The organism is Streptomyces sp. NBC_01707 (assembly GCF_041438805.1).
Taxonomy (GTDB): domain Bacteria; phylum Actinomycetota; class Actinomycetes; order Streptomycetales; family Streptomycetaceae; genus Streptomyces.
On sequence record NZ_CP109190.1, the window covers coordinates 6,375,444 to 6,399,266 of the forward strand.

The 23,823-nt window shown below is 70.1% G+C and carries 20 protein-coding genes and 1 tRNA gene; 14 read left to right on the plus strand and 7 right to left on the minus strand.

Going from position 1 to position 23,823, the window contains the following annotated elements; translation table 11 throughout:
- Positions 1 to 125: 125 nt before the first annotated feature.
- The gene (locus tag OG963_RS28645) at positions 126 to 1,496 is read right to left on the minus strand and encodes a tetratricopeptide repeat protein (RefSeq protein ID WP_371799610.1); all 1,371 of its coding nucleotides are present in this window, start codon (positions 1,494 to 1,496) and stop codon (positions 126 to 128) included.
- Between the two features lie 243 nt (positions 1,497 to 1,739).
- Between OG963_RS28645 and OG963_RS28650 the strand changes: the two genes are divergently transcribed.
- Together OG963_RS28650 and OG963_RS28655 are read left to right on the plus strand one after the other, a co-directional pair.
- Positions 1,740 to 2,222, plus strand: a complete 483-nt coding sequence (locus tag OG963_RS28650) for a hypothetical protein (protein WP_371126460.1) — start codon at positions 1,740 to 1,742, stop codon at positions 2,220 to 2,222.
- An 88-nt stretch (positions 2,223 to 2,310) separates the two neighbouring features.
- The gene (locus OG963_RS28655) at positions 2,311 to 3,213 is read left to right on the plus strand and encodes a spermidine synthase (protein WP_030923382.1); all 903 of its coding nucleotides are present in this window, start codon (positions 2,311 to 2,313) and stop codon (positions 3,211 to 3,213) included.
- A gap of 11 nt (positions 3,214 to 3,224) precedes the next feature.
- Here the strand turns inward: OG963_RS28655 and OG963_RS28660 are convergent, their stop codons facing one another.
- Complete coding sequence (locus OG963_RS28660; protein ID WP_093776943.1) at positions 3,225 to 3,764, minus strand: hypothetical protein; 540 nt, start codon at positions 3,762 to 3,764, stop codon at positions 3,225 to 3,227.
- Positions 3,765 to 3,853: 89 nt separating this feature from the next.
- Here OG963_RS28660 and OG963_RS28665 point away from each other — a divergent pair, with 89 nt between their 5' ends.
- The 9 genes from OG963_RS28665 (at position 3,854) to OG963_RS28705 (ending at position 15,134) form a co-directional block, all read left to right on the plus strand.
- Positions 3,854 to 4,573, plus strand: a complete 720-nt coding sequence (locus OG963_RS28665; protein ID WP_093776945.1) for a response regulator transcription factor — start codon at positions 3,854 to 3,856, stop codon at positions 4,571 to 4,573.
- Positions 4,570 to 5,988: a HAMP domain-containing sensor histidine kinase gene (locus tag OG963_RS28670; protein WP_093776947.1), complete on the plus strand. Its 1,419-nt coding sequence runs from the start codon at positions 4,570 to 4,572 to the stop codon at positions 5,986 to 5,988. The genes OG963_RS28665 and OG963_RS28670 overlap by 4 nt, the downstream gene beginning before the upstream one ends.
- A gap of 130 nt (positions 5,989 to 6,118) precedes the next feature.
- Positions 6,119 to 7,606, plus strand: coding sequence for a cellulose binding domain-containing protein (locus OG963_RS28675; protein ID WP_371799611.1), 1,488 nt, complete (start codon positions 6,119 to 6,121; stop codon positions 7,604 to 7,606).
- A gap of 353 nt (positions 7,607 to 7,959) precedes the next feature.
- Entirely contained in the window at positions 7,960 to 8,127 is a 168-nt protein-coding gene (locus OG963_RS28680) for a hypothetical protein (RefSeq protein ID WP_177309284.1), read from the plus strand.
- A gap of 558 nt (positions 8,128 to 8,685) precedes the next feature.
- Complete coding sequence (locus tag OG963_RS28685; protein ID WP_093776951.1) at positions 8,686 to 10,014, plus strand: ABC transporter substrate-binding protein; 1,329 nt, start codon at positions 8,686 to 8,688, stop codon at positions 10,012 to 10,014.
- 211 nt (positions 10,015 to 10,225) lie between these two features.
- Positions 10,226 to 11,224 carry a carbohydrate ABC transporter permease gene (locus OG963_RS28690; RefSeq protein ID WP_093776954.1) on the plus strand — a complete coding sequence of 333 codons (999 nt, stop codon included), beginning with the start codon at positions 10,226 to 10,228 and terminating at the stop codon, positions 11,222 to 11,224.
- A gap of 15 nt (positions 11,225 to 11,239) precedes the next feature.
- A complete protein-coding gene (locus OG963_RS28695) occupies positions 11,240 to 12,160 on the plus strand; it encodes a carbohydrate ABC transporter permease (RefSeq protein WP_030923395.1) in 921 nt (306 codons plus the stop codon).
- A 168-nt stretch (positions 12,161 to 12,328) separates the two neighbouring features.
- Positions 12,329 to 13,804: a GH1 family beta-glucosidase gene (locus OG963_RS28700; protein ID WP_030923396.1), complete on the plus strand. Its 1,476-nt coding sequence runs from the start codon at positions 12,329 to 12,331 to the stop codon at positions 13,802 to 13,804.
- Positions 13,805 to 14,102: 298 nt separating this feature from the next.
- The gene (locus tag OG963_RS28705; RefSeq protein ID WP_030923398.1) at positions 14,103 to 15,134 is read left to right on the plus strand and encodes a LacI family DNA-binding transcriptional regulator; all 1,032 of its coding nucleotides are present in this window, start codon (positions 14,103 to 14,105) and stop codon (positions 15,132 to 15,134) included.
- 120 nt (positions 15,135 to 15,254) lie between these two features.
- Here the strand turns inward: OG963_RS28705 and OG963_RS28710 are convergent.
- The 3 genes from OG963_RS28710 to OG963_RS28720 all read right to left on the minus strand — a co-directional run bounded on the left by OG963_RS28710 (position 15,255) and on the right by OG963_RS28720 (position 17,302).
- A tRNA-His gene (locus OG963_RS28710) sits at positions 15,255 to 15,327 on the minus strand.
- A gap of 126 nt (positions 15,328 to 15,453) precedes the next feature.
- On the minus strand, positions 15,454 to 16,056 hold the full coding sequence (orn, locus tag OG963_RS28715; RefSeq protein WP_093776956.1) for an oligoribonuclease: 603 nt from the start codon (positions 16,054 to 16,056) through the stop codon (positions 15,454 to 15,456).
- A gap of 10 nt (positions 16,057 to 16,066) precedes the next feature.
- Positions 16,067 to 17,302, minus strand: a complete 1,236-nt coding sequence (locus OG963_RS28720) for a helix-turn-helix domain-containing protein (RefSeq protein WP_093776958.1) — start codon at positions 17,300 to 17,302, stop codon at positions 16,067 to 16,069.
- A 974-nt stretch (positions 17,303 to 18,276) separates the two neighbouring features.
- Here OG963_RS28720 and OG963_RS28725 point away from each other — a divergent pair.
- Together OG963_RS28725 and OG963_RS28730 are read left to right on the plus strand one after the other, a co-directional pair.
- Entirely contained in the window at positions 18,277 to 18,798 is a 522-nt protein-coding gene (locus OG963_RS28725; protein ID WP_030923407.1) for a universal stress protein, read from the plus strand.
- A gap of 175 nt (positions 18,799 to 18,973) precedes the next feature.
- Positions 18,974 to 19,546, plus strand: coding sequence for a GPR1/FUN34/YaaH family transporter (locus OG963_RS28730; protein WP_030923410.1), 573 nt, complete (start codon positions 18,974 to 18,976; stop codon positions 19,544 to 19,546).
- Between the two features lie 104 nt (positions 19,547 to 19,650).
- Here OG963_RS28730 and glmS read toward each other — a convergent pair whose 3' ends face one another.
- A complete protein-coding gene (gene glmS / locus OG963_RS28735; protein ID WP_030923412.1) occupies positions 19,651 to 21,480 on the minus strand; it encodes a glutamine--fructose-6-phosphate transaminase (isomerizing) in 1,830 nt (609 codons plus the stop codon).
- A gap of 44 nt (positions 21,481 to 21,524) precedes the next feature.
- Complete coding sequence (locus OG963_RS28740) at positions 21,525 to 21,800, minus strand: hypothetical protein (protein ID WP_030923415.1); 276 nt, start codon at positions 21,798 to 21,800, stop codon at positions 21,525 to 21,527.
- 326 nt (positions 21,801 to 22,126) lie between these two features.
- Here OG963_RS28740 and OG963_RS28745 point away from each other — a divergent pair, with 326 nt between their 5' ends.
- Positions 22,127 to 23,761, plus strand: a complete 1,635-nt coding sequence (locus tag OG963_RS28745) for a beta-N-acetylhexosaminidase (RefSeq protein WP_093776960.1) — start codon at positions 22,127 to 22,129, stop codon at positions 23,759 to 23,761.
- Positions 23,762 to 23,823: the final 62 nt, after the last annotated feature.

The window sequence follows — 23,823 nt, forward strand, 5'->3', positions numbered from 1 at the left end:
CGTGGCCCGCGGGTGACGCAACCGTCGCCCGGTCCCGTCCCGCGCGGCCGGAACCGGCCCGTCCGGCGACCGAGGGCGGAACCGGTGCACCGGACCGGGACGCGCGTCGCGTGGGGGCACCCCGCCTACACCTCCGCCCCTGAATCTCCGTACCGCTCCAGGAACTCCGTCACCTCCGGTGACCCCCGCTGAGCCCGCAGCACCTGCACCGCCGCCGCCAGCATCGCCCGGATGCGGGAGGACTGGACCTGGGTCAGCAGGTCCAGCACCTGCTGACCCGCCGTGGCCGCCTCCGCCGCGGCCCCGGCCCGGGCCAGGTCCGTCGTCAGCTCGGCGCGGTAAAGCGCCAGGTTCCGGGTGAAGTGCGGATCCTGGAGCCGGGTGGCCCGCCGCGCATGGCGGGCCGCCCGCGGCCAGTCGCCCAGGGCCGACCAGCACTGCGCCTCCAGCATCTCCAGTTCCGCCTCCCGGAAAAAGGTCATCCACTCCGGGTCGGCATCGGACTCCCCCTGGCCGAATGCCGTGTGCGCCCGCCCCAGCGCCCGTTCGCAACCGCTCCGGTCGCCGAGCCCGGCCCGGCCCCCCGCCTCCCGCAGCGCGAGCAGCGCCAGCAGTCGTGGGGAACCCAGTGGTCCCGCCGCCCGCTGCCCGGCCTCCGCCGCGCGTACCGCCTCACGGGGCCGCCCCGTGTCCCTCGCCAGGAACGACGCATTGCAGAACGCGTGCGCCTCCAGTGCCGGGTCCCCGGCCAGCCGAGCCGTGGCCAGCGCCTCCGCGTAGTGCGAGCGGGCGTCGTCGAAGCGTCCCGAGTCATGCGCCAGCCACCCCACCGAGATGGCCAGTTCGCCGGCCCCTGCGTGCAGCCGGTCGGAGGTGGACCGGCGGGTGACGGTTCCCTCGTCCAGCAGCGCGTAAGCGGCCCGCAGCGGTTGCGCGGCCCGCCGGTAGAGGCCGCCGCCGCCGTGCCGGTCGTCCAGCAGCCGGATCTGCCGTACCGCCTTCTCGACGGCCGTCACCTCGGCCTCGCCGACTCGCCGTTGAGCGGGCAGGGCAGCGGCGACGATGGTCGTGGTGCCGAGGCCGAGGCCCAGGGATGCGGCCGCCATCGCGGTGGTGCCGCTCGTCATGAATACGCGACGCAGCACGTCGCTCTCCTCGTCGGTGTCGCTCTGGAGCGTGGGGGGTGGTGGGGTATCAGGGCGGTCGGGCGCGTGGCCGGTGGTTCTCGCCGCCCGGCCGCGTACGGACTCGCGTGCCGAGAAGCCCAGGTCCGCCAGGGTCGCCCCGGGGAACATGTGCAGGAAGACTCGTTCGTACGCGTAGTTGGGACAGCGGATCTCGCCGGACTCCACGCGTCCGATGTACCGGGCGTCGCACGCGACCTGCTCGCCGATCTCGCGGGCGGACCTGCGTACCGCGGCAGCGAACTCCCCGGCGGAGCGCGGTCCGCGCAGCCGCCGGAAGGCGAGGTTGGGAACTGCCCCTGTCGACACCATGGCTGGGCCCTCTCTGGTGCAAGCCGGGCGCCTGATTCCGGTGTCCGGCGGGGCAAGAACGTACCTGCTGTGACGACGCACACACGCAGCGTTTGCCTACAAAACGGATATCTCACCCACGATCCGCCATGAACTGCCACCCTTTGCGGCGGTGCGGCACCGTAGCCCTTGACGTAGTCGACGCGTTGGTCCATGCGGAGACGGAGTCTGGCTCCGCCCGGCGATGAGAGGAGAGGTCCCTTGTTGCATCTCGGCACGGAGGCCGGCTCGCGGACGACTTCGGCGTCCCGGACGGCGACGACCAGTACTGCCACCACCCGTACGGCGAAAGCCGATCCCGGGACCCCGGAGTGCGATCCCCCTGACGCCCCCGTCGGCGGCCCCTGTGACCTGGTGACCGTTCCGGCCCGCCAGGGGCTGGAGGCCGTGGACATCCTGCGCCGCGGCGCCGATCAGGAGGCCGTCGGCCCGGTCCTGCACGACGGCACCTGCGACACCCTGGGCTTCCTGGTGCCGCCCGGCACCGCGGAGGCCTGGGACGTACCGGGCAGTGCCTGTACGAAGACGAACGGCCGTGGGCTGCGCGTCCCCGCCGAGCCGCCGGTCTCCGGGAGCGGCTGGCTGCTGCCGCCCGCCGCCGACGCCCGGGTCACCGACCCGGCCGCGCTGCGCGCCGCACTCGACCAGGCAGCCCGGCTGATCGAGGCGGCCGACAACTGCTGCTGAGCCCATAATGGCCAGGTGGGCGGGTTTCCCCGCCGCTGCCGGTCCTGCACCGGCCCGGGCGATGAGCAGTGAGTAGGGACGAGCGTCAGTGGCACGTCGAGGTGCGTCGAGCGGAGGCGCGGGCGGCCGGAAACGAGCGGACCGCAAGTCCGACCGCAAGCCGGAGACCCTCTCCGAGACCGTCGACGGCGGCCTCGCCGAGCTGATCCCCGACCGGGAGCGGCCGCACGCCTGGACGCTGACCCTGGACGGCGCCCCGCAGTCCCACGTCGACCTCGACGACCCCTCTCATCTCTCCTTCGCCTACCAGCGCCGGATCGGCCACATCGCCGATCTGACAGCCCCCGCGGGGCAGCCCCTGCACGTCGTGCACCTGGGCGGCGGCGCCTTCACCCTCGCCCGGTACGTCGCGGCGACCCGGCCGCGCTCCACCCAGCAGATCGTCGAGTTGGACGCAGCGCTCGTCCAACTGGTGCGTCGGGAGCTGCCGTTGGACCCGCAGGCCCGGATCAGGGTCCGCTCCACCGACGCCCGCGCCGGGCTCGGGAAGATCCCGGACGACTGGGCGGATCTCGTCATCGCCGATGTCTTCAGCGGAGCCCGTACGCCCGCCCACCTCACCAGCGCCGAGTTCCTCACCGACGTACGCCGGGTCCTGAAGCCCGCCGGACAGTACGTGGCCAACCTCGCCGACGGCCCGCCGCTGGCCCATCTGCGCGGCCAGATCGCCACCGCCGCCACCGTCTTCCCCGAGCTGGCACTCGCGGCCGATCCGGCCGTGCTGCGCGGCCGCCGCTTCGGCAACGCCGTGCTGCTCGCCTCGGCGCTCCCGCTCAAGGTGGCCGAACTGACCCGCCGGGTCGCCACCGACCCGCACCCCGGACGCGTCGAACACGGCAAGGAGCTCGCCGACTTCACCGGTGGCGCGGCGGCGGTGAGTGATGCGGACGCCCGTCCGTCACCCGCGCCTCCGCCCTCCGCCTTCGAGTGAGCGGCGGCTGATCAGACGATCTCGACCATCGGCGGATGGCCGTTCCAGGTACAGAAGACCGACACCGTCGTCCCTTCGTCGGTGGTGAAGTTCACCCGGATCCAGTCCGTGTTCGTCCAGACCCGCATCGACCAGCCCGGATCCGGTGTGGCCGAGACGAGCTTCGCCCAGTCGGTGCCGAGTTCGAATACGACCCGTCCGCCGTCCGTCGGGTAGCTCCTGACCGTGCCGGAGGGCTCGGGCGGGCGCGTGGACGCGGGGCTGCTCGAAGGGGTGCGGGACGGCTGCCGGGGAGGGGTCGGGGACGGCTTCGGGGTGGTACGAGGGGTACTGCTCGGCGTCGGTGCCGGCGACGACGGCGGGCGCCTCGTCGAGGACGACAACGCGTCCGCCCCGCTGTGGCTGTCACGGGCGCTCGCGGAGATGGGCACCGCGCGCGGCGGGTCGTACGCCGTCCCCGCCATCACCGTGTGCACGCCCCACCACGACAGCGTGACCGCAGCGCCGGTGGCGAGCGACCACGCGAGCGCGTGTACGAGTCCTCGTTGCATCCGGCACATCCTGCACCACAGGGCCCCGTACTGTCCCCGTACCCCCACGGACAGGACCGCGGGCCGGTCGATGGCGTACGGTGCCGCCCATGCCAAGTGTGCTCGTGGTCGAGGACGACCAGTTCGTACGTTCCGCCCTCATCCGGCACCTGACCGAGGCCTCCCATACGGTACGGAGTGTCGGTACCGCGCTGGAAGCGCTGCGCGAAGTCGCCCACTTCCGATTCGATGTGGTCATCCTCGATCTCGGGCTGCCCGACCTCGACGGATCCGAGGCGCTGAAGATGCTCCGCGGCATCACCGACGTACCCGTGATCATCGCGACCGCGCGGGACGACGAGAGCGAGATCGTCCGGCTGCTGAACGACGGCGCCGACGACTACCTGATCAAGCCGTTCTCGGTGGAACACCTGTCGGCGCGGATGGCCGCCGTGCTGCGCCGTTCGCGCGCCGCCGGGGGTGAGGCGCCGCCGCCGAGCGTCATCCAGGTCGGCGGACTCTCCATCGATCCGCTGCGCCGCCAGGCCGAACTGGACGGCACCGCACTCGACCTCACCCGCCGCGAGTTCGATCTGCTCACCTTCCTCGCCGGGCGTCCCGGGGTCGTCGTCCCGCGCAAGGAACTCCTGGCCGAGGTCTGGCAGCAGTCGTACGGCGACGACCAGACCATCGACGTCCATCTCTCCTGGCTGCGACGCAAGCTGGGGGAGACGGCGGCCAGGCCGCGCTATCTGCACACCCTGCGCGGTGTCGGAGTGAAACTCCAGCCGCCCGCGGTGCAACGGCCCGACCCGGAGCAGTCCGTATGAGATGGGCCCTGGTCAAGGTCTGTCTGGCCGTCACCGCGATGGTCGTCATCGCCTTCGCCGTACCGCTCGGCCTGGTCATCAAGGAGATGGCCCGCGACCGGGCCTTCTCCGACGCCGAGCGGCAGGCCGCCACGATCGGTCCGACCCTGTCCATCACCACCGACCGTGCCGAACTGGAGACGGCCGTCCTCACCACCGAGCCGGGCGGCGAGGGCCGCATGGCCGTCCACGTCCCCGCATCCGAGGAGTCGGACGGCCGGCCGGTGGAGATCGGCACCCGGCGCGCCACCCGCAAGGACGTGGAGACCGTACGCACCTCGGGGCGCGCCTCGATCAGCGAGGTCACCGGCGGTTCCGCACTGCTCCAGCCGACCGCGCTGGGGTCGGGGGGCATCGCCGTCGTCGAGGTGTTCGTACCCGAGGGCGAGGAGTCCAACGGGGTCGCCACCGCCTGGCTGATGCTGGCGGGCGTGGGCATCGCGCTGATCGTCGGCTCGGTCGCGGTCGCCGACCGGCTCGGCGTACGGATGGTGAAGCCCGCCCAGCGGCTCGCGGGCGCCGCCCACGACCTGGGGGAGGGCAGGCTGGGGACCAGGGTCCGCGAGGAGGGGCCGACCGAACTGCGTTCCGCCGCCGTCGCGTTCAACTCCATGGCCGACCAGGTCGTCCAGCTCCTCGCCAACGAACGGGAACTGGCCGCCGACCTCTCGCACCGGCTGCGCACCCCGCTCACCGTCCTGCGCCTCAACGCCGCCTCGCTCGGTGAGGGCCCGGCCGCCGAGCAGACCCGGGCAGCCGTCGAGCAGCTGGAGCACGAGGTCGACACGATCATCCGCACCGCCCGCGAACAGCGCCCCCAGACCCAGGGGCTGAACAGCGGACCCGGGGCCGGCTGCGATGCCTCAGAGGTGATCCGCGAGCGGATGGACTTCTGGTCGGCGCTCGCCGAGGACGAGGGGCGCGAGGTGCGCCTCGCGGGAGTGGACCGTACGGTACGCATCCCCGTCGCCCGGCCCGAACTCGTCGCCGCACTCGATGCGTTGCTCGGCAACGTCTTCCGGCACACCCAGGAGGGCACCGCCTTCGCCGTCGACGTGCACCACAGCGGCGACGCCGTGATCGTGCTGGTCTCGGATGCGGGCGGTGGCATAGCGGACCCCAAGGCGGCGCTGACGCGCGGCGGAAGCGGTGGGGGAGGGGAGCGGGCCTCGGTGGGCTCGACCGGGCTCGGGCTCGACATCGTCCGCCGCGTCGCGGAGTCCACCGGTGGCGATGTGCGGATCGGGCGGTCGGTGCTCGGCGGCACGGAGGTCCGCATCTGGATCTGGCTCGACGGGCGTGGGCCCGGGCAGGGCGGGCGCCGCCGCCGGGTGGTCCGGCAGCGCCGCCGCCTCCGGACCGCGGGCCGGTCTTAACCAGCACCGATGCGTCCCTTAAGCGAACCCTAAGAACATCAACTCGTGACCGATACAGCCTATTTGCCGGTTTCGGGGCCGCTAGCGTGCTCCCGCACCCACACCCCCGTACGACAGAGGCAGGCACGCAATGGGCACCAGTACGCACCGGCGCACGGCGAGCACCAGGACCAAGGCGATCGGCGCTGTCGTCGCCGCGGCAGTGATCGGCTCCGCGGTCTTCGCCCTCACGGGCACGGCACAGGCCGCTTCGGTAGGCGCGGCGTACACCAGGACCAGCGGCTGGACGGGCGGCTACACCGGGCAGTACGTCGTCACCAACGACACCGACAAGGTCCAGACGGGCTGGACACTCGAATTCGACCTGCCCGCGGGCACGAGGATCAGCTCCCTCTGGAACGGCGAACACACCGTCAGCGGCAACCACGTCACCGTGAAGCCCGCCGACTGGAACAAGGAGCTGGCGCCCGGCAGGTCGGCCACCGTCGGCTTCGTCACCACCTCGGACGGCACGGCGGCGGACCCGACCGGCTGCCTGATCAACAACGCCAAGTGCTCCGTCGACACCGGAGCGACCCCGGAGCCCAGCGGACGCCCGACCGGGACCGCGACCCCGACTCCCTCGGCCACCCCCACGGCCAAGCCCACACAGACCGCCACGGCGACCCCCACACCCACACCCACCCCCACACCCACCGCGACCGAGGGCGGCGGCGGTACGGCGGGCGGCGCCGGCTTCGCCCCGTACGTCGACACCTCCCTCTACCCGGCGTACGACCTGGTCGACACGGCCACCAAGACCGGGGTGCAGGAGTTCAACCTCGCCTTCATCACCTCCGGCGGCAGCTGCGCCCCGCTCTGGGGCGGCGTCACCGCCCTCGGCGACGACCACGTCGCTTCCCAGATCGGCGCGCTGCGCGCCAAGGGCGGCGACGTCCGGGTCTCCTTCGGCGGCGCGGCAGGCTCCGAACTGGCGCTCAGCTGCACCTCCGCCGCCGACCTGGCCGGCGCGTACGGCAAGGTCATAGACACGTACAAGCTCACCAAGGTCGACTTCGACATCGAAGGCGGCGCGCTGCCCGACACGGCGGCCAACTCCCGCCGCGCCCAGGCGATCGCGCAGCTGCAGAAGTCCCACCCGGGCCTCGATGTGTCCTTCACCCTGCCGGTCATGCCCGAGGGCCTCACCCAGCCGGGTGTGGACCTGATCGCCGACGCGAAGAAGAGCGGCGTCAAGGTCGGGGCGGTCAACATCATGGCGATGGACTACGGCGCCTCGTACAGCGGTGACATGGGCTCCTACGCGATCCAGGCGGCGACCGCGACGCAGGCCCAGGTCAAGGGCGTGCTCGGGCTGTCGGACGCGGCGGCGTGGAAGGCCGTGGCCGTCACCCCGATGATCGGCGTGAACGACGTCAGCACCGAGATCTTCAAGGTCGAGGGCGCCACGCAGCTGGTGAAGTTCGCCCAGGAGAAGGGGCTGGGCCGGCTGGCGATGTGGTCGGGCACGCGGGACAAGGCGTGCGCGGGCGGGGCGAAGCCGTCGGCGGATGCGTCGTGCAGCTCGATCGTGCAGGAGCCGCTCGCCTTCACGAAGGCGTTCGGCGCGTACAAGTAGTTTTCTCCGCCCCGCAGACCGCCCCCCCCCCCGCGCGCACCCCGGCCGGCCCCACACCCCCACATCCGGCCGGGGTGCGCCCCCATTTTTCTTGGCGAACGGTTCCGTCCCCGGTCGCCGGACGGGCCTGGTCTTCCGGCCCGTCCGGCGACCGCGGTCCGCGCGACCGCCTGGTCACACCTTCCGGTTCACCGCAGAGAGCGCCGCCGGAATCGCTGCCGTCAGCACGGACGTGTCCAGCCGCGCCCCCACGGCATCGCCCCGTCCGCCCGGCACTCCACGTACGCCATCGCCGGACCGCAAGGCGGCCTCACGGCCCGCCGGGCCGCTGGCGCGGTCCCCACGCGGAGCGCGTGGATGCGGACATCGACCTGCTAGGCCTGCGCTCCGGCGAGCCGAACCACGGCGACGACACCCATGACGCACCGGTGCGCGCCGTGGCGGCGGGCGACGCGGAGGCGGCCGGCCGGGCGGCCCGGACCGAACCGGAGACCACGCCGACCCGGCTGCGCACGGCCTGAACCCACCCACCTCGGCGACAGCCGGGCCACAGGTAGGCCCTTTCACCTCGGCGCCACGGTTCGGAGGGAGAACGCGGATGCGGCCCAACGCACCCCCTGGCTCCGCACCCTGTTCACCTTCCGGTGGGCGGACGAGCAAAGTCCAGCCGTGGCCGAACCGGCCCGATGGTGCACACGAAAACAGCGCGATCGGTCTGCTTCCGCCGGGACCCTGCACTCTTCCCGGCTCCAGACCCTCGCCGGCCTGGGAGTATTCACGAGCACGCGCTGTCCGCGGACGGTGCCGGAACGCTTAGGCAAGGCTTCGACCGGACACGGTCGCGTGACTTGCAGGACACACTCGGGCAACAGAACCGTCTTCAACTCTTGACACCCACCCCCTTGAGGCAGCAACCTTCCGGCATCGGCGCATGGGAGCGCTCCCACATCGCACGGGAAATTCTCGCGCGGACAGCACTGCCCGTGTCTTCCCCCCTGCACCACCTGGCACTTGCACCCACCTGCGCGTACGGCGCGCAGTCAGAACGCCAGTCCCGCCCTGGAACAAGGAGTAGTGGAATGCGTATCACCCGCACCGACGCCGGCCGGCGTCGCAAAGCCGCGCTGGTGGCCACCACGGGCCTGACGGCCACCGCCCTGTTGCTGACCGGATGCAGCGACTCGGGCTCATCGGACTCCAGCGGGAGCTCCGACGCAAACGGGAAGATCACGTTGACCGTCGCCGACTTCGGGCAGTTCGGTTACAAGGAAGCGGGTCTCTTCGCCAAGTACCACGAGCTCAACCCGAACATCACGGTCAAGGAGGACGCCACCGCCGACGAGAAGGTCTACTACCCCAAGCTGCTCCAGCAGCTGAACTCGGGCAGTGGCCTGGCGGACGTCCAGGGCCTCGAGGTCGGCCGGATCAAGGAGATCGTCGACACCAAGGCGGACCAGTTCGCCGACCTCAGCAAGGTGATCAACGTCGACGACTGGGTGTCCTGGAAGGAGAAGCAGGCCACCACGCCCGACGGAAAGGTGATCGGCGCCGGTACCGACATCGGACCGATGTCGCTCTGCTACAACACCGACCTCTTCAAGAAGGCCGGTCTGCCGACCGACCCCAAGGAGGTCGCCGCCAAGGTTGCCGGCGGCTGGGAGGACTACCTCAAGCTCGGTGAGGAGTACAAGAAGTCCGCCCCCAAGGGCACCTTCTTCATGGACTCCGCGAGCGCGATGTACAACGCCGTGGTGAGCTCCAACCCGAAGCAGTACTACGACGAGAGCGGCAAGCCGATCTACAAGGACAGCCCCAGCGTCAAGCAGGGCTGGGACCTGGCGGCCGAGGCTGCGGACAAGAAGCTGACGCAGGGCCTCGCCCAGTTCAGCCCCCCGTGGAACGCCGCACTGCGCAAGAGCACCATGGCCACCGTGGTCTGCCCCGCGTGGATGGCCGGTCAGATCTCGGTCAACGCCGGTGAGGGCAACAAGGGCAAGTGGAACATCACCACCGCCCCCGGGACGACCGCCGCCAACTGGGGTGGCTCGTTCCTCGCCGTGCCCAAGTCGGGCAAGCACGTCGACGAGGCCACCAAGCTCGTCAAGTGGCTGACCGCTCCTGAGCAGCAGGCCGCCGTCTTCAAGGCGATCGGCAGCTTCCCGTCCAACAAGCTGGCGTACGACCTGCCGGACGTGAAGACCGCGAAGCTCCCGTACTTCAACGACGCCCCGATCGGTGAGATCTACGCCGGTGAGGCCAAGTCGATCCCTGAGACCGTTCTCGGCCCGAAGGACGGCGTGATCAAGGACAGCATCTCCACCCAGATCAACAACATGGAGCAGCGCGGCACCAAGCCGGACGACGCCTGGAAGGCCGCGACCACCGCGATCGACAAGGCGATCGGCTGACCGTCGCAGCAGCGGGCGGCCCCCGGGCCGCCCGCACCTGCGTGTCCCCACCCCGCGGGGCACCGGGGCCGCGCACAGCCCGTCTCCCGATGGGCGTGCACGGGGCGGCCGGGTATCTCCCCGGCCGCCCCGTGCGAGCCCACCGCACGCGCCTTCGGCCCATCCAGCCCCGTACCCGGGTAACCAGCAATCCAGGGAAGGACTCCCGCCCGTGGCCACCTCGACTCCCACCCGGGATGCATACGCCCCGCCACCCCGCGGTTCCCAGCAGACACCACTGAACGCCCGCCGACAGACGTGGCGGAGCCGGCTCTGGCGGTTCGACGACAAGGCGTCGCCGTACGCCTACATAGCCCCGTTCTTCCTCGTCTTCGGTGCTTTCGGGCTCTATCCGCTGGTCTACACCGGCTGGATCGCCCTGCACCGGGTGGAGATGACCGGACTGAACCAGATGGAATGGGTCGGCTGGGACAACTTCGACAAGATCCTGCACGACGCGGAGTTCTGGACGGCCGTCAGCAACACCTTCCTGATCGGCGTCATGTCGACGGTCCCGCAGTTGCTCGTCGCGCTGGGCCTGGCCCATCTGCTGAACTACAAGCTCCGCGCCAGCACCTTCTGGCGGACGGTCATCCTCACCCCGTACGCCACCTCCGTGGCCTCGGCGGCCCTGGTCTTCGCCCTGGTCTTCCGGGCCGACGGGGGCCTGCTGAACTGGGCGCTGGAGTTCGTCGGCCTCGGTCACACCAACTGGGCCAACGGGCACTGGACGTCCAAGATCGCGATCTCCATCATCGTGATCTGGCGCTGGACCGGCTACAACACGCTGATCTACCTCGCCGCCATGCAGGCCGTGCCGACCGATCTGTACGAGGCGGCGTCGCTCGACGGAGCGTCCCGCTGGCAGCAGTTCCGCAAGGTGACCATCCCCTCGCTGCGGCCCACGATCCTGTTCACGATCGTCATCTCGACCATCGGTTCCATGCAGCTGTTCGGCGAGCCCCTGCTGCTGGAGGGCGGCACCCTCGGCGCGACCGGAGGCAACGAGAATCAGTACGAGACCCTCAGCGTCTACCTCTACAACTACGGCTGGAACCTGGGGCATCTCGGTCCGGCCGCCGCAGTGGCCTGGGCGATGCTCGCCCTCCTGCTGATCATCGCCGCGGTCAACTGGCTCATCGGCCGCTTCGTACGCAAGTCCGCGGTCTGACCGGGAGCGATATCCATGACCATCACCAGCCCCACCAAAGTCCCGGAGCTCGGCCTCCCGGCACGTTCCGCAGACCGCCTCCAGAAAGGCCCGAGCCGCTTCAAGCCCGGCGCCGGCAAGCAACTGCAGGGCGGTCCGTTCGCCTACATCGCCCTGGCCGTCGTCGGTATCGGCTCGCTGCTGCCGCTGTACTGGACCCTGGTGGCCGCCTCCCACACGCAGGACGAGGTGCTGGCCTCCACACCGCCCTTCCTGCCGGGCGGACGGTTGTTCCACAACCTCGACGCGGCCTGGAACCAGGCACATCTGGGCAAGGCGATCGTCAACAGCGTCATCGTCTCCAGCTGCATCACGGCGGCGACGCTCTTCTTCTGCACGCTGGCCGGTTACGCCTTCGCCAAGATGCGGTTCACCGGACGCAACGGACTGATGGCCGGGGTCATCGCCACGCTGACGATCCCGCCGCAGCTCAGTGTCGTCCCGCTGTTCATGATGATGTCCGACCTCGGCTGGGGCGGGAATCTGGAGTCGGTGATCTTCCCGACCCTGGTGAGCGCGTTCGGCGTGTTCTTCATGCGTCAGTACCTGTCGGAGGCGCTGCCGTACGAGCTCATCGAGGCCGCCAAGATCGACGGTGCGAACAACTTCCGTATCGTGCGGAGCGTGGTGCTCCCGGTGGCCCGCCCCGCGATGATGGTGCTCGGGATGCTCACTTTCGTGCAGGCGTGGAACGACTTCTTCTGGCCCTATCTCGCCCTGAACCAGGAGAACCCGACGCTCCAGGTGGCCCTCGGCCAGCTGAGCGCGTCCTACACCCCCGACCAGAGCATCGTCATGGCCGGTGCGCTGATCAGCACGCTGCCGCTGCTCGTGGTGTTCGTGATCTTCGGCAAGAAGATCGTCGGAGGGATCATGTCCGGCGCCGTCAAGGGCTGACCCGACGGCACCCGGCGCACCGGGTGATGGTCCGTCACCCGGTGCCCCCCGCTCCCGGATGTCCCGTACGGCCTGCCCCGACCACAGGCCGTACGGGCCCGGAGCCCCACCCCTACCTCCTCTGCCTCGCCCTGCCTCTGTTCCGTCCACACATGGGAGCGCTCCCGCATGACTGCCGTACGACCTGACATCACCCCGAAGCCGGCATCCGAGGCAACGAACTCGACGACACTCTTCCCGACGGGCTTCGTCTGGGGAGCGGCCACGGCCGCCTACCAGGTCGAAGGCGCGGCTGCCGAGGGCGGCCGCACCCCTTCCATCTGGGACACCTTCAGTCACACCCCTGGCAAGGTTCTGGCCGGTGACACCGGTGACGTCGCCGCCGACCACTACCACCGTTACCGGGACGACGTGGCCCTGATGAAGGAGCTCGGGCTCAAGGCCTACCGCTTCTCCGTCTCCTGGTCCCGGGTGCAGCCCACCGGCCGCGGCCCCGCCGTCGAGCGCGGCCTGGACTTCTACCGCAAGCTCGTCGACGAGCTCCTCGAAGCGGGCATCGCCCCCGTCGCCACCCTCTACCACTGGGACCTTCCCCAGGAGCTGGAGGACGCGGGCGGCTGGCCCGAGCGGGCCACCGCCGAGCGTTTCGCCGACTACACCGCCATCATGGCGCGCGCCCTCGGCGACCGGGTCCCGGTGTGGACCACCTTCAACGAGCCGTGGTGCTCGGCCTTCCTCGGTTACGGCTCCGGCGTGCACGCCCCCGGCCGCACCGAACCGGCGGCCACCCTGCGCGCGGCACACCATCTCAACCTCGCCCATGGCCGGGCGATCGAGGTACTGCGCGATCGACTCCCCGCTGGAGCGCAGACCTCGGTCACCCTCAATCTGCACCAGGTCCGCCCGCTGACCGACAGTGCCGCCGACGTGGACGCCGCCCGTCGGATCGACGCGGTGGGCAACCGGATCTTCACGGGCCCGATGCTGCGCGGCGCGTACCCCGAGGACCTGATCGCCGACACCTCGCACGTGGTGGACTGGTCGAAGCTGGTCCACGACGGCGACCTGGCCGCCATCTCCCGCCCCGTCGATGTGCTGGGGGTGAACTACTACACGCCCACGATCGTCTCCATGCCGCAGGAGGGCAAGGGCGACTCCCGCGACGACGGCCACGGCAACAGCGACCACTCCCCGTGGACCGGCTCCGAACAGGTCGCCTTCCACCTCGCCGAGGGCAAGAAGCGCACCGCGATGAACTGGGCTATCGACCCCAACGGGCTGTACGAGCTGCTCATGGACGTCACCCGCGACCACCCGGGGCTGCCGTTGATGGTCACCGAGAACGGCGCGGCCTTCGACGACCAGGTCTCGCCCGACGGCCGGGTCGACGACCCGGAGCGGATCGAGTACCTGCGCGGCCACCTCGACGCCGTCCAGCGGGCCGTCGCCGACGGCGCGGATGTCCGCGGCTACTTCCTGTGGTCGCTGATGGACAACTTCGAGTGGGGGTACGGATACTCCAAGCGCTTCGGCGCGGTCTACGTCGACTACGCGTCCCAGCGCCGCATCCCCAAGTCGAGCGCCCACTGGTACGCCGATGTGATCCGCCGTCACGCACTTCCCCCGGCCCCCGAACTCCTCTGACTTCTCTGAGGGGTGTCCCGTGTGCAGACACACGTGACGGACGACGGAGACCCGGCCCCGTGCCGGGTCTCCGTCGTTTCCGCAGCTCCCGTTGTTCCGGCCGGCTCCCGGATGCGTATCCGCAGATCCGGTGACCCATGGCCACCTGCACCCGGCACCGTCATCCCGTATGGTGGGAGCGCTCCCATAGTTTGGGCCCGGCAGGCCTTCCGAGGTCGGACAGGTGTCACGGGGTCCAACAGGTGGACTTGGTTTGGTTATCTGACTGTGAGAAGTTGACCGCGAACGGGAGGCAGCCATGGCGGCAGCGCGAGTACGGAGCGGCGGGCGGCCGACGCTCGAAGAGGTCGCGGCACGGGCCGGAGTCGGCCGTGGCACGGCCTCCCGGGTCATAAACGGCTCGCCGCGGGTCAGCGAGCACACCCGTGAGGCGGTCGAAGCCGCCGTCGCCGAGCTGGGATACGTACCCAACCGCGCGGCCCGCGCACTCGCCGGAAACCGCACGGACGCCATCGCCCTCGTCGTTCCCGAGCCCGAGACCCGGTTCTTCGCCGAGCCGTACTTCTCGGACATCGTCCGCGGTGTCGGCGCGGCCCTCGCCGACACCGAGATGCAGCTGCTGCTGACCCTGGTCGGCAACGACCGCGAGCGGAAGCGGCTGGCCCAGTATCTGACGGCGCACCGCGTCGACGGCGTGCTGCTGGTCTCCGTGCACGCCGACGACCCGCTGCCGGACCTGCTGGAACAGCTCGGCATGCCGGCCGTGATGAGCGGCCGCAGATCCGCCTCCGAGACGCTGGCCGCGGTCGACTCCGACAACTTCGAGGGCGCCCGCGGCGCCGTCGACCATCTGATCTCCCGCGGTCGCCGCTCCATCGCCACGATCACCGGGCGCCTCGACGTGTACGGCGCGCAGCGCCGCCTCGACGGCTACCGCAAGGCGGTCGCGGCGGCCGGTCTCGGCCCGGACGAGGAGCTGATCGCGCCCGCCGACTTCACCGAGGAGGGCGGTGCCCGCGCCATGCGGGAGCTGCTGGCCCGCCGCCCCGACGTGGACGCGGTCTTCGCCGCCTCCGACGTGATGGCGGCGGGCGCGCGTCAGGTCCTGCGCGAGGCAGGCCGGCGCATCCCGGACGATGTGGCGCTGATCGGCTTCGACGACTCGGCCGTCGCCCGTCACATGGACCCGGCGCTCACCAGCGTGCGCCAGCCGATCGAGGAGATGGGCCGGGTGATGACGCGGGTGCTGCTCCAGGAGATCGCGGGCGAGAACGAGGTGCGCCCGCAGATCGTGCTCCCGACGGAACTCGTCGTCCGCGATTCGTCCTGACGGACGCCCCGGGCCGAACGCAGGGGTGACGACCGTCACACAGGGGCCTGGTGAGGGGGGCTCAGTCGCACGGGCACACGAGAAGGGCCCCGGTCCGAAGACCGGGGCCCTTCCCTTCAGGGTGAGTAACGGGACTCGAACCCGCGACATCCTGGACCACAACCAGGTGCTCTACCATCTGAGCTATACCCACCATGTCCGGTCTTTTTCTGACCGGCCGAGAAAAAGTGTACAGGGTCCGAGAGGGTGCTCGCGCCCTCGTTGTTCAGCCGCTGATCCCGGGCCCCGAAACACTCGTGACCAGCGGCTTCCCAAGGTCCTAGACCGACTGCTGCGTCAGGCGTGTCGCAATGGCCTTCGCCTGCTCGGAGTCGGGCCCGGGCTGCGGTACGAAGACCGCTTCCCGGTAGTACCGCAGCTCCGTGATGGAGTCACGGATGTCCGCGAGCGCCCGGTGGTTGCCGTTCTTCTCCGGGCTGTTGAAGTACGCCTTCGGGTACCAGCGGCGGGCCAGCTCCTTGATCGAGGACACATCGACGATCCGGTAGTGGAGGTAGCCCTCCAGAGCCGCCATGTCGCGGGCCAGGAAGCCACGGTCGGTACCGACCGAGTTTCCGCAGAGCGGGGCCTTGCCCGGCTCCTTCACGTGCTCGCGCACGTAGGCCAGTACCTGGGCCTCGGCGTCGGCCAGGGTGGTGCCGCCGGCCAGCTCGTCGAGGAGGCCCGAGGTGGTGTGCATCTGCCGCACCACCTCGGGCATCGTCTCCAGCGTCCTGTCCGGCGGGCGGATCACGATGTCCACCCCTTCGCCGAGCACGTTCAACTCCGAGTCGGTGACCAGTGCGGCCACCTCGATGAGTGCGTCTTCCGTCAACGAGAGCCCGGTCATCTCGCAGTCGATCCACACCATGCGATCGTTCATACGCCCCACCCTACGGGGCGCTGCGCTGCCCCGGCAGGGTCGGGCGTCCTGTGGCGTACGCATCGGACGCCGGCTTCCCGTGCTCCGGCTGACCCGCACCGACCGCCGTGGGGGCCGCGACCGCGGGGCCCGACGGGGCTCCCGTCGCGCCGGGCCTCCGGCTCGCGGGCGTGCCCTGTGCGGGCACCACCGTGTCGATGGCGGTCGCCACCGGGTCCGGCGCCCCGGCCTGCGGACGGCGGGCCCGGTAGGCGGCCCGGTACGCGGCGGGGGAGGAGCCCAGCTGGCGCCGGAAGTGTCCGCGCAGCGCGACCGGCGAGCGGAAGCCGCAGCGGCCCGCGACCTCGTCGACCGAGTAGTCGGACGTCTCCAGCAGTCGCTGCGCCTGCAGCACCCGCTGGGTGATCAGCCACTGGAGCGGCGCGCTGCCGGTGAGCGAACGGAACCTCCGGTCGAAGGTCCGCCTGCTCATGTAGGCGCGCCCGGCCAGCGTCTCCACGTCGAACTGCTCGTGCAGGTGCTCCAGCGCCCAGGCCACGACCTCTGCGAGCGGGTCGGAGCCGATCTCCTCAGGTAAAGACCTGTCGAGGTAGCGCTCCTGACCGCCACTGCGCCGCGGCGGGACCACGAGCCGGCGGGCCAGCGCACCGGCGGCCTCCGTGCCGTGGTCCGTGCGGACTATGTGCAGACAGAGGTCGATGCCGGCCGCCGTCCCTGCGGAGGTGAGCACGTCGCCGTCGTCGACGAACAGCTCACGCGGGTCGACATGGACCGACGGATAGCGCTTGGCCAGCGTCGGTGCGTACATCCAGTGCGTGGTGGCCGGGCGGCCGTCCAGCAGGCCCGCGGCGGCGAGCACGAACGCCCCGGTGCACAGCCCGACGATGCGGGCCCCTTCCTCGTGGGCACGGCGCAGCGCGTCCAGCGCCTCGGCGGGCGGCGGAGAGGTGATCGAACGCCAGGCGGGCACCACGACGGTGCCTGCCCTGCTGATCGCCTCCAGCCCGTAGGGCGTGGTGAGTTCGAGTCCCCCCGTGGTGCGCAGCGGTCCCTCTTCCCCGCCGCAGACGAGCAGTCGGTAGCGCGGAACTCCCGCGTCCTGGCGGTCGATCCCGAACACGGAGAGCGGGATGGAGCTCTCGAAGATGGGGCCGCCGCTGAACAGCAGCACGGCGACGACTTCCCGACGTCGTCGTCCGCTGAGCTTCCGTACAGCCTCCGTTGCGGCGGCGGAGTCCTGGCTCATGACGCTAAGCCCCCCTCGGTGTTCGCGTCTCCCTGGTCCTTACGGGCCTGTCGCTCCTGCACATTTCCCCTCGGTCTTGCGCGAGTCCCCAGTCTTCGGCACCCAAGATCGAATCTACTGCGTCCCGCGGTGCCGACGTGACAAGTTGACCAACCAGCACTATGTCGACAAGGCAACTTGGCGGGAAGCATTCGATCACGAAGCGTTTCACCCAGAAGCCGTGCAGGGAAGTGCGCCTCGCATTCGTGGCCCGTCCCCGTCGGGTGGAAGCGTACCGCCTGGTCTCTTCTTGCCTGGTGGCAAGGGGGTTGATCGGCCAATTCCCCAAGGAATGGGCAGGGGTGAGAAGTTGGCTGAAAATATATGGTTGCGCAAGCCTGAATCCGTCGTTTGACCGGCGCACGACCCCGACGATGCGACTGCGCCCGTACGCCCCCTGTGGCCAGGTGGGCGGGGCGGGACCCGGCAGGTCGCGACGGGAACGGCGGAACCGGGACGGGTGGCGGTATCCGGTCGGTGGGTGTATCGGCGGCCGGGGCGGCGGATGTGCCGAACGCCACGCGGGCGACCGGTACCGGTGAACAGCTGAACACCGCCGCGGCGTCGTTTCCCGGCATCGCTCCGCCGTCGGCGCCCCGGGGTGCCCCGCTTCGGTGCGGAGCGTGCGGTGCCGTGACTCTGCGGCGCCGGCGCGTGGCCGGTGGTGCTCGGCTGCTTGCTGGTCGCCGAGGACGGCCCGCCGTTCACGCGAGCTCGATGTACTACGCAACCGGCATTGCCATACGGAGCCGCCTCGGGCATGCTCCCTGGAACATCGCACGCGCTTTGCGGGGGTCTGGGCAGTGGAGGAGTGGCGCCGTACCCTTGGGGGTAAGGGGTTGGGAAGATGATTCCCGGACACCGCATCACCGCCCGCTGATACACCTTCCCCAAGCCGCTCACTCCTCACGAGGACTCTCTTCGCCGAGACACCGATGGCCGGTCACGAAATCCCCGAACCCGCGGACCGCAAGCAGGTAGCCGACCCTCTGTCGGACCAGCAGGCGGTCGAAGAAACACGCCATTCCTGCGATCCCGCCTTCCGGCATGGGGTCGTGGTCGGCTTCGACGGCTCCACGTCCAGTGAGCGAGCCCTCGCGTATGCCATCGGGATGGCCCGGAGATCAGGCTCCGGTCTGATCATCGTCCATGTCGCCAACCGGCTGCCGACCACGGTCTGGGCAGGCTGCGAGCCGCCCGTCTTCGTCGACGTGCCCGATCACCGCACCGAGGTCCTCGGGCTGGAGCTCGCCTGCGCGGACTACCTCTCCGAGGTCCCGTGGGTGCTCGTCGAGCGGGGCGGCGACATCTGCCACGAGCTGGAGGACGTGGGCCGGGAGTACTCGGCCGACGCGATCGTCGTCGGTTCCACGCACGGCATCGTCGGCCGGATCTTCGGCTCGGTGGCGGGGCGGCTGGCGCGGCGCGCGCAGCGCCCGGTCGTGGTCATTCCCTAGCGCGGACTCCTGGCGGAACCGCGGCGACCCCTCACCGCTCCCTCGTTCTCCGACGTGGCGTCAACTCGCCGTCGGAAACAGGCAATCTACTCGCCCGTAGAGGTGGATTGTGCGCTTGTGAAGGGTACATAAGGGCCACGGGAATCAGCACCACTGCCTTTGAAGGGAGCCCGCCGTGGACAATGACGTCTCTGCGGGGAACAGCAGCACCTCCACCCTCGGCCATCTCGCCCTGGGACTCACCCTGTTGGCGTTCGGTATCGGTCACACCGGGGTCATCGACGGTGTGACGGCGGCCGACGCCGTCTCGCTCGCGCTGTATGTCGGCGGTATAGCCCTGTTCGTCGCCGGACTGCTGGAGTTCCGCGCCGGCAGCGGATTCACCGGCACGGCCTTCGTCGGACTCGGCGCCTTCTGGTTCACCTGGGGCACCGGTGCCGATGCCCAAGTCTCCAGTCATGCGGCGGGCATGTTCCTGCTGCTCTGGGCGCTGTTCGCACTCAGCCTGGCTCTCGGGTCGGCCGGCGGCGGCCTGCTCGCCCAGGGGACGTACGGACTGCTCTTCCTGGGGCTTCTGCTCCTGGGTGTCGGGCAGTTCGCCGACAGCGACGGGCTCGGCAAGGTCGGCGGCTGGCTCGCCGCGGTGGCCGGTCTCGCCGCCTGGTACGGGGCGACGGCGGCGCTGGCCAAGTGGCCGACGGTGCTCCCGAAGCGCGCTGCCGGCCGAGGTGTGACGGCCACCGGCTGAGGCAGCCCGTCGGCCGGCGCGACCCGGCCGACGCGAGAGAGCGGCTCCGCACCCGTGGTGGCGTGGTGCGGAGCCGCTCCCTGTCCGGCGTACTGCCGCGCGTGCTACTCGACCGTGACGGACTTCGCGAGGTTCCGCGGCTTGTCGATGTCGCGGCCCATGGCCAGCGCCGTGTGGTACGCGAAGAGCTGGAGCGGGATACCCATCAGGATCGGGTCCAGCTCGTTCTCGTTCTTCGGCACGACGATGGTGTGGTCGGCCTTCTCCTGCACCTGGTGGGCGACCGCGAGGATCCGGCCGCTGCGGGCCTTGATCTCCTCCATCGCGGCGCGGTTCTTCTCCAGCAGCTCGTCGTCCGGCACGATCGCGACCGTCGGCATCGCGGGCTCGATCAGGGCCAGCGGGCCGTGCTTCAGCTCGGACGCCGGGTAGGCCTCGGCGTGGATGTACGAGACCTCCTTGAGCTTCAGCGAGGCCTCACGGGCGACGGGGTAGCCGCGCACCCGGCCGATGAACATCATCGACTTGGCGTCCGCGTACTCCGCGGCCAGCTTCTTGATCTCGTCCTCGTTCTCGAGGATCTCGGTGATCTGGGCGGGCAGCTTGCGCAGACCCTCGATGATCCGCTTGCCGTCGGCGACCGACAGGTCGCGGATCCGGCCGAGGTGCAGGGCGAGCAGCGCGAACGCGACCACCGTATTGGTGAAGCACTTGGTGGAGACGACGCAGACCTCGGGGCCCGCGTGGACGTAGGTGCCGCCGTCGGCCTCCCGGGCGATCGCCGAGCCGACCACGTTGACCACACCGAGGACGCGGGCGCCCTTGCGCTTCAGCTCCTGGACGGCGGCCAGTACGTCGTAGGTCTCGCCGGACTGGGAGACCGCGACGTACAGGGTGTCGGGGTCGACGACCGGGTTGCGGTAGCGGAACTCGGAGGCGGGTTCGGCGTCCGCGGGGATGCGGGCCAGCTCCTCGATCAGCTGGGCGCCGATCTGGCCCGCGTGGTACGAGGTGCCGCAGCCAAGGATCTTGATCCGGCGGACCCCGCGGGCCTCGCGGGCGTCCAGGTTGAGACCGCCCAGGTGGACGGTGGAGAACCGGTCGTCGATCCGGCCGCGCAGCACCCGGTCGACGGCGTCGGCCTGCTCGGAGATCTCCTTGTGCATGTACGTGTCGTGGCCGCCCATGTCGTACGACTCGGCCTCCCACTCCACGGTGGTCGGCGTGGCCGTCGTGCTGGAGCCCTCGGTGGTGTACGTACGGAAGTCGTCGGCCTTGAGGGTGGCCATCTCGCCGTCGTCGAGGGTGACGACCTGGCGGGTGTGGGTGACCAGCGCGGCGACGTCGGAGGCGACGAACATCTCCTTCTCGCCGATGCCGAGGACGACCGGGGAGCCGTTGCGGGCGACGACGATGCGGTCGTTGAAGTCGGCGTGCATGACGGCGATGCCGTACGTGCCCTCGATCGAGCGAAGGGCCTCGCGGACCTTCTCCTCCAGGGTGTCCGCCTGCGCGCGGGCGATCAGGTGGACCAGCACCTCGGTGTCGGTCTCGGAGAGGAAGACGACGCCGTCGGCGACGAGCTTCGCACGGAGCTCGGACGCGTTGTCGATGATGCCGTTGTGGACGACGGCGACCTTGTGGTCGGCGTCCAGGTGCGGGTGCGCGTTCTCGTCGCTCGGGGCGCCGTGGGTGGCCCAGCGGGTGTGGGCGATACCGGTGGTGCCGGTGAAGCGCTTGGGGATGCGGGCCTCCAGCTCGCGGACCCGGCCCTTCGCCTTGACCATCTTCAGAGCGGCGGGCTTCCCGGCCGAGGCCTTGCCCGTGATGACGATGCCCGCGGAGTCGTAACCCCGGTACTCCAGCCGCTGCAGTCCTTCCAGCAGCAGCGGAGCCACGTCACGCTTCCCGATGTATCCGACGATTCCGCACATATGGTCTCTGCCCCTCCATGGACGTACTGGTGAGTGCCCGTTGTTCAGCCGTAGACGATGCGGCGCAGCTGACGGAGCGACAGCTCCGGTGGCGCGACCGCCCGGTGCGGCAGTTCGGCCGCGATCCGTTCGAAGATCTCCGCGTTCACCAGACCGCCGGACTGCAGTTCCCGGTGGCGGCGGCGCACGAAGGCGTCGGTCGTCTCGTCGAAGTACGCCAGCACGTCGAGGATCACCCGGGCCGCTTCTCCGCGCTGAAGCGTGGTGGAGCGCACCAGGTGATCGATGAGGTCGTCATGTGACGGGCGGCGTTCGAGCACTCGTTGATATTGCGGGGAATGGAGGCCGTACGCAACAATTCTGCCCGATATCGGGCAAGAGTGAGTGCGATCGCACTCTCCGAGGGGTCTTGGGTGGTACCGAGAGACCGTGAAATCGCGCCATGTGATCGCGGCGTCGCTCAGCGTCGCTTCAGGATCCGGGCCCCGTCCCGACCGGATGATTTCCGCTGTACGTCAGATTCCGTCGGCCGCAAAAGGGGGAAGTGGTCTACACCTTGACCACGCGTGGGCCGCACGATACGCATGGTGATGGTTCGTTTCTCAGGAGATCCGCAGGTGTGAACCCGTCGAAAGGGACCCGGCTTGTGAGACTGCACAGGACACAGCGCACCGCCCTTCCCCGTCTTCTCGGCTCGCTGCTGCTCGTCACGGCGGCCGGTATCTCCAGTGCCGGCGCGGCTCCGGGAGCGGCGGCGGCGAGCATCGGCCCGGTCACCGCCGCGCCCCGTCCGCTCGGGCAGATCGTGCCCGCCCCCGCCGAAGTGAAGGCAGGCGGATCCCCCTACGTCATCAGCGCGGGAACGAAGATTCGCGTCGACCACGACTCCCGCGACGCCCGGAAGATCGGCGACTACCTGGCGGGCGTGCTGCGCCCCTCCACCGGTTACGCCCTGCCGGTCACCGGCAGCGGTGGCAGCGACGGCATCCGGCTGCGGCTCGGCTCCCACGACAGCAAGTTGGGCGCGGAGGGCTACACGCTGAAGTCCGGCCGCGGATCGGTCACCATCACCGCGCGCGGTCCGGCAGGGCTCTTCCACGGCGTCCAGACGCTGCGTCAGCTGCTCCCGGCCGATGTGGAGAAGAAAAGCCGTCAGGCGGGCCCCTGGAGGGTCGCGGGCGGCACGGTCACGGACGCGCCGCGCTACGCCTACCGGGGCGCCATGCTCGATGTCTCCCGGCACTTCTTCACGGTCACCGAGGTCAAGCGCTACATCGACCAGTTGGCCCTCTACAAGATGAACAAGTTCCACCTGCATCTCTCCGACGACCAGGGCTGGCGCATCGCCATAGATTCCTGGCCGCGGCTCGCCACGTACGGCGGTCAGACGGAGGTCGGCGGCGGAGCCGGCGGCTACTACACGAAGAGCGACTACCGGGAGATCATCCGGTACGCGGCCTCGCGCTACATGGAGGTCGTGCCGGAGATCGATCTGCCGGGCCACACGAACGCGGCGCTCGCCTCGTACGCCGAGCTGAACTGCAACGGCGTCGCGCCGCCGCTCTACACCGGCACGAACGTCGGTTTCAGCTCTCTGTGCGTGCCGAAGGCCATCACCTACGACTTCGTGAACGACGTGGTCCGCGAGCTGGCCGCGCTCACCCCGGGCAAGTACCTCCACATCGGCGGCGACGAGGCGCACTCCACCAGCCACGACGACTACGTGGCGTTCATGAACAAGGCACAGGCCGTCGTCGGCAAGTACGGCAAGACCGTGGTCGGCTGGCACCAGCTGACCGGTGCCACGCCCGTCGCGGGCGCGGTCGCGCAGTACTGGGGATACGACGAGACGGGCGCCGCCGAGCGCAAGCAGGTGGCGGACGCCGCGAAGAACGGCACGAAGCTGGTGCTGTCCCCGGCGGACCGGGTCTACCTCGACATGAAGTACAACAAGGACACCGCGCTGGGGCTGGCCTGGGCCGGCTATGTCGAGGTGCAGCGCTCGTACGACTGGAACCCCGGCACGTATCTCGAGGGCGCCCCGGAGAACTCCATCCTCGGGGTCGAGGCACCGATCTGGTCGGAGACGCTGACCAACAGCGACGAGATCGAGCAGATGGCGTTCCCGCGGCTGCCGGGCGTCGCGGAGCTGGGCTGGTCACCGGCGTCCACGCATGACTGGGACGCGTACAAGGTGCGGTTGGCCGCTCAGGGGCCGAGGTTCTCGGCGCTCGGGATCGACTACTACCGGTCGGCGCAGGTGCCGTGGTCCACGAAGTGAGGTGACATCAGCCGCCTGGCGGCGGGCCGCTCCCTGAGCCGGCCTGATCCGAACGAAAGACC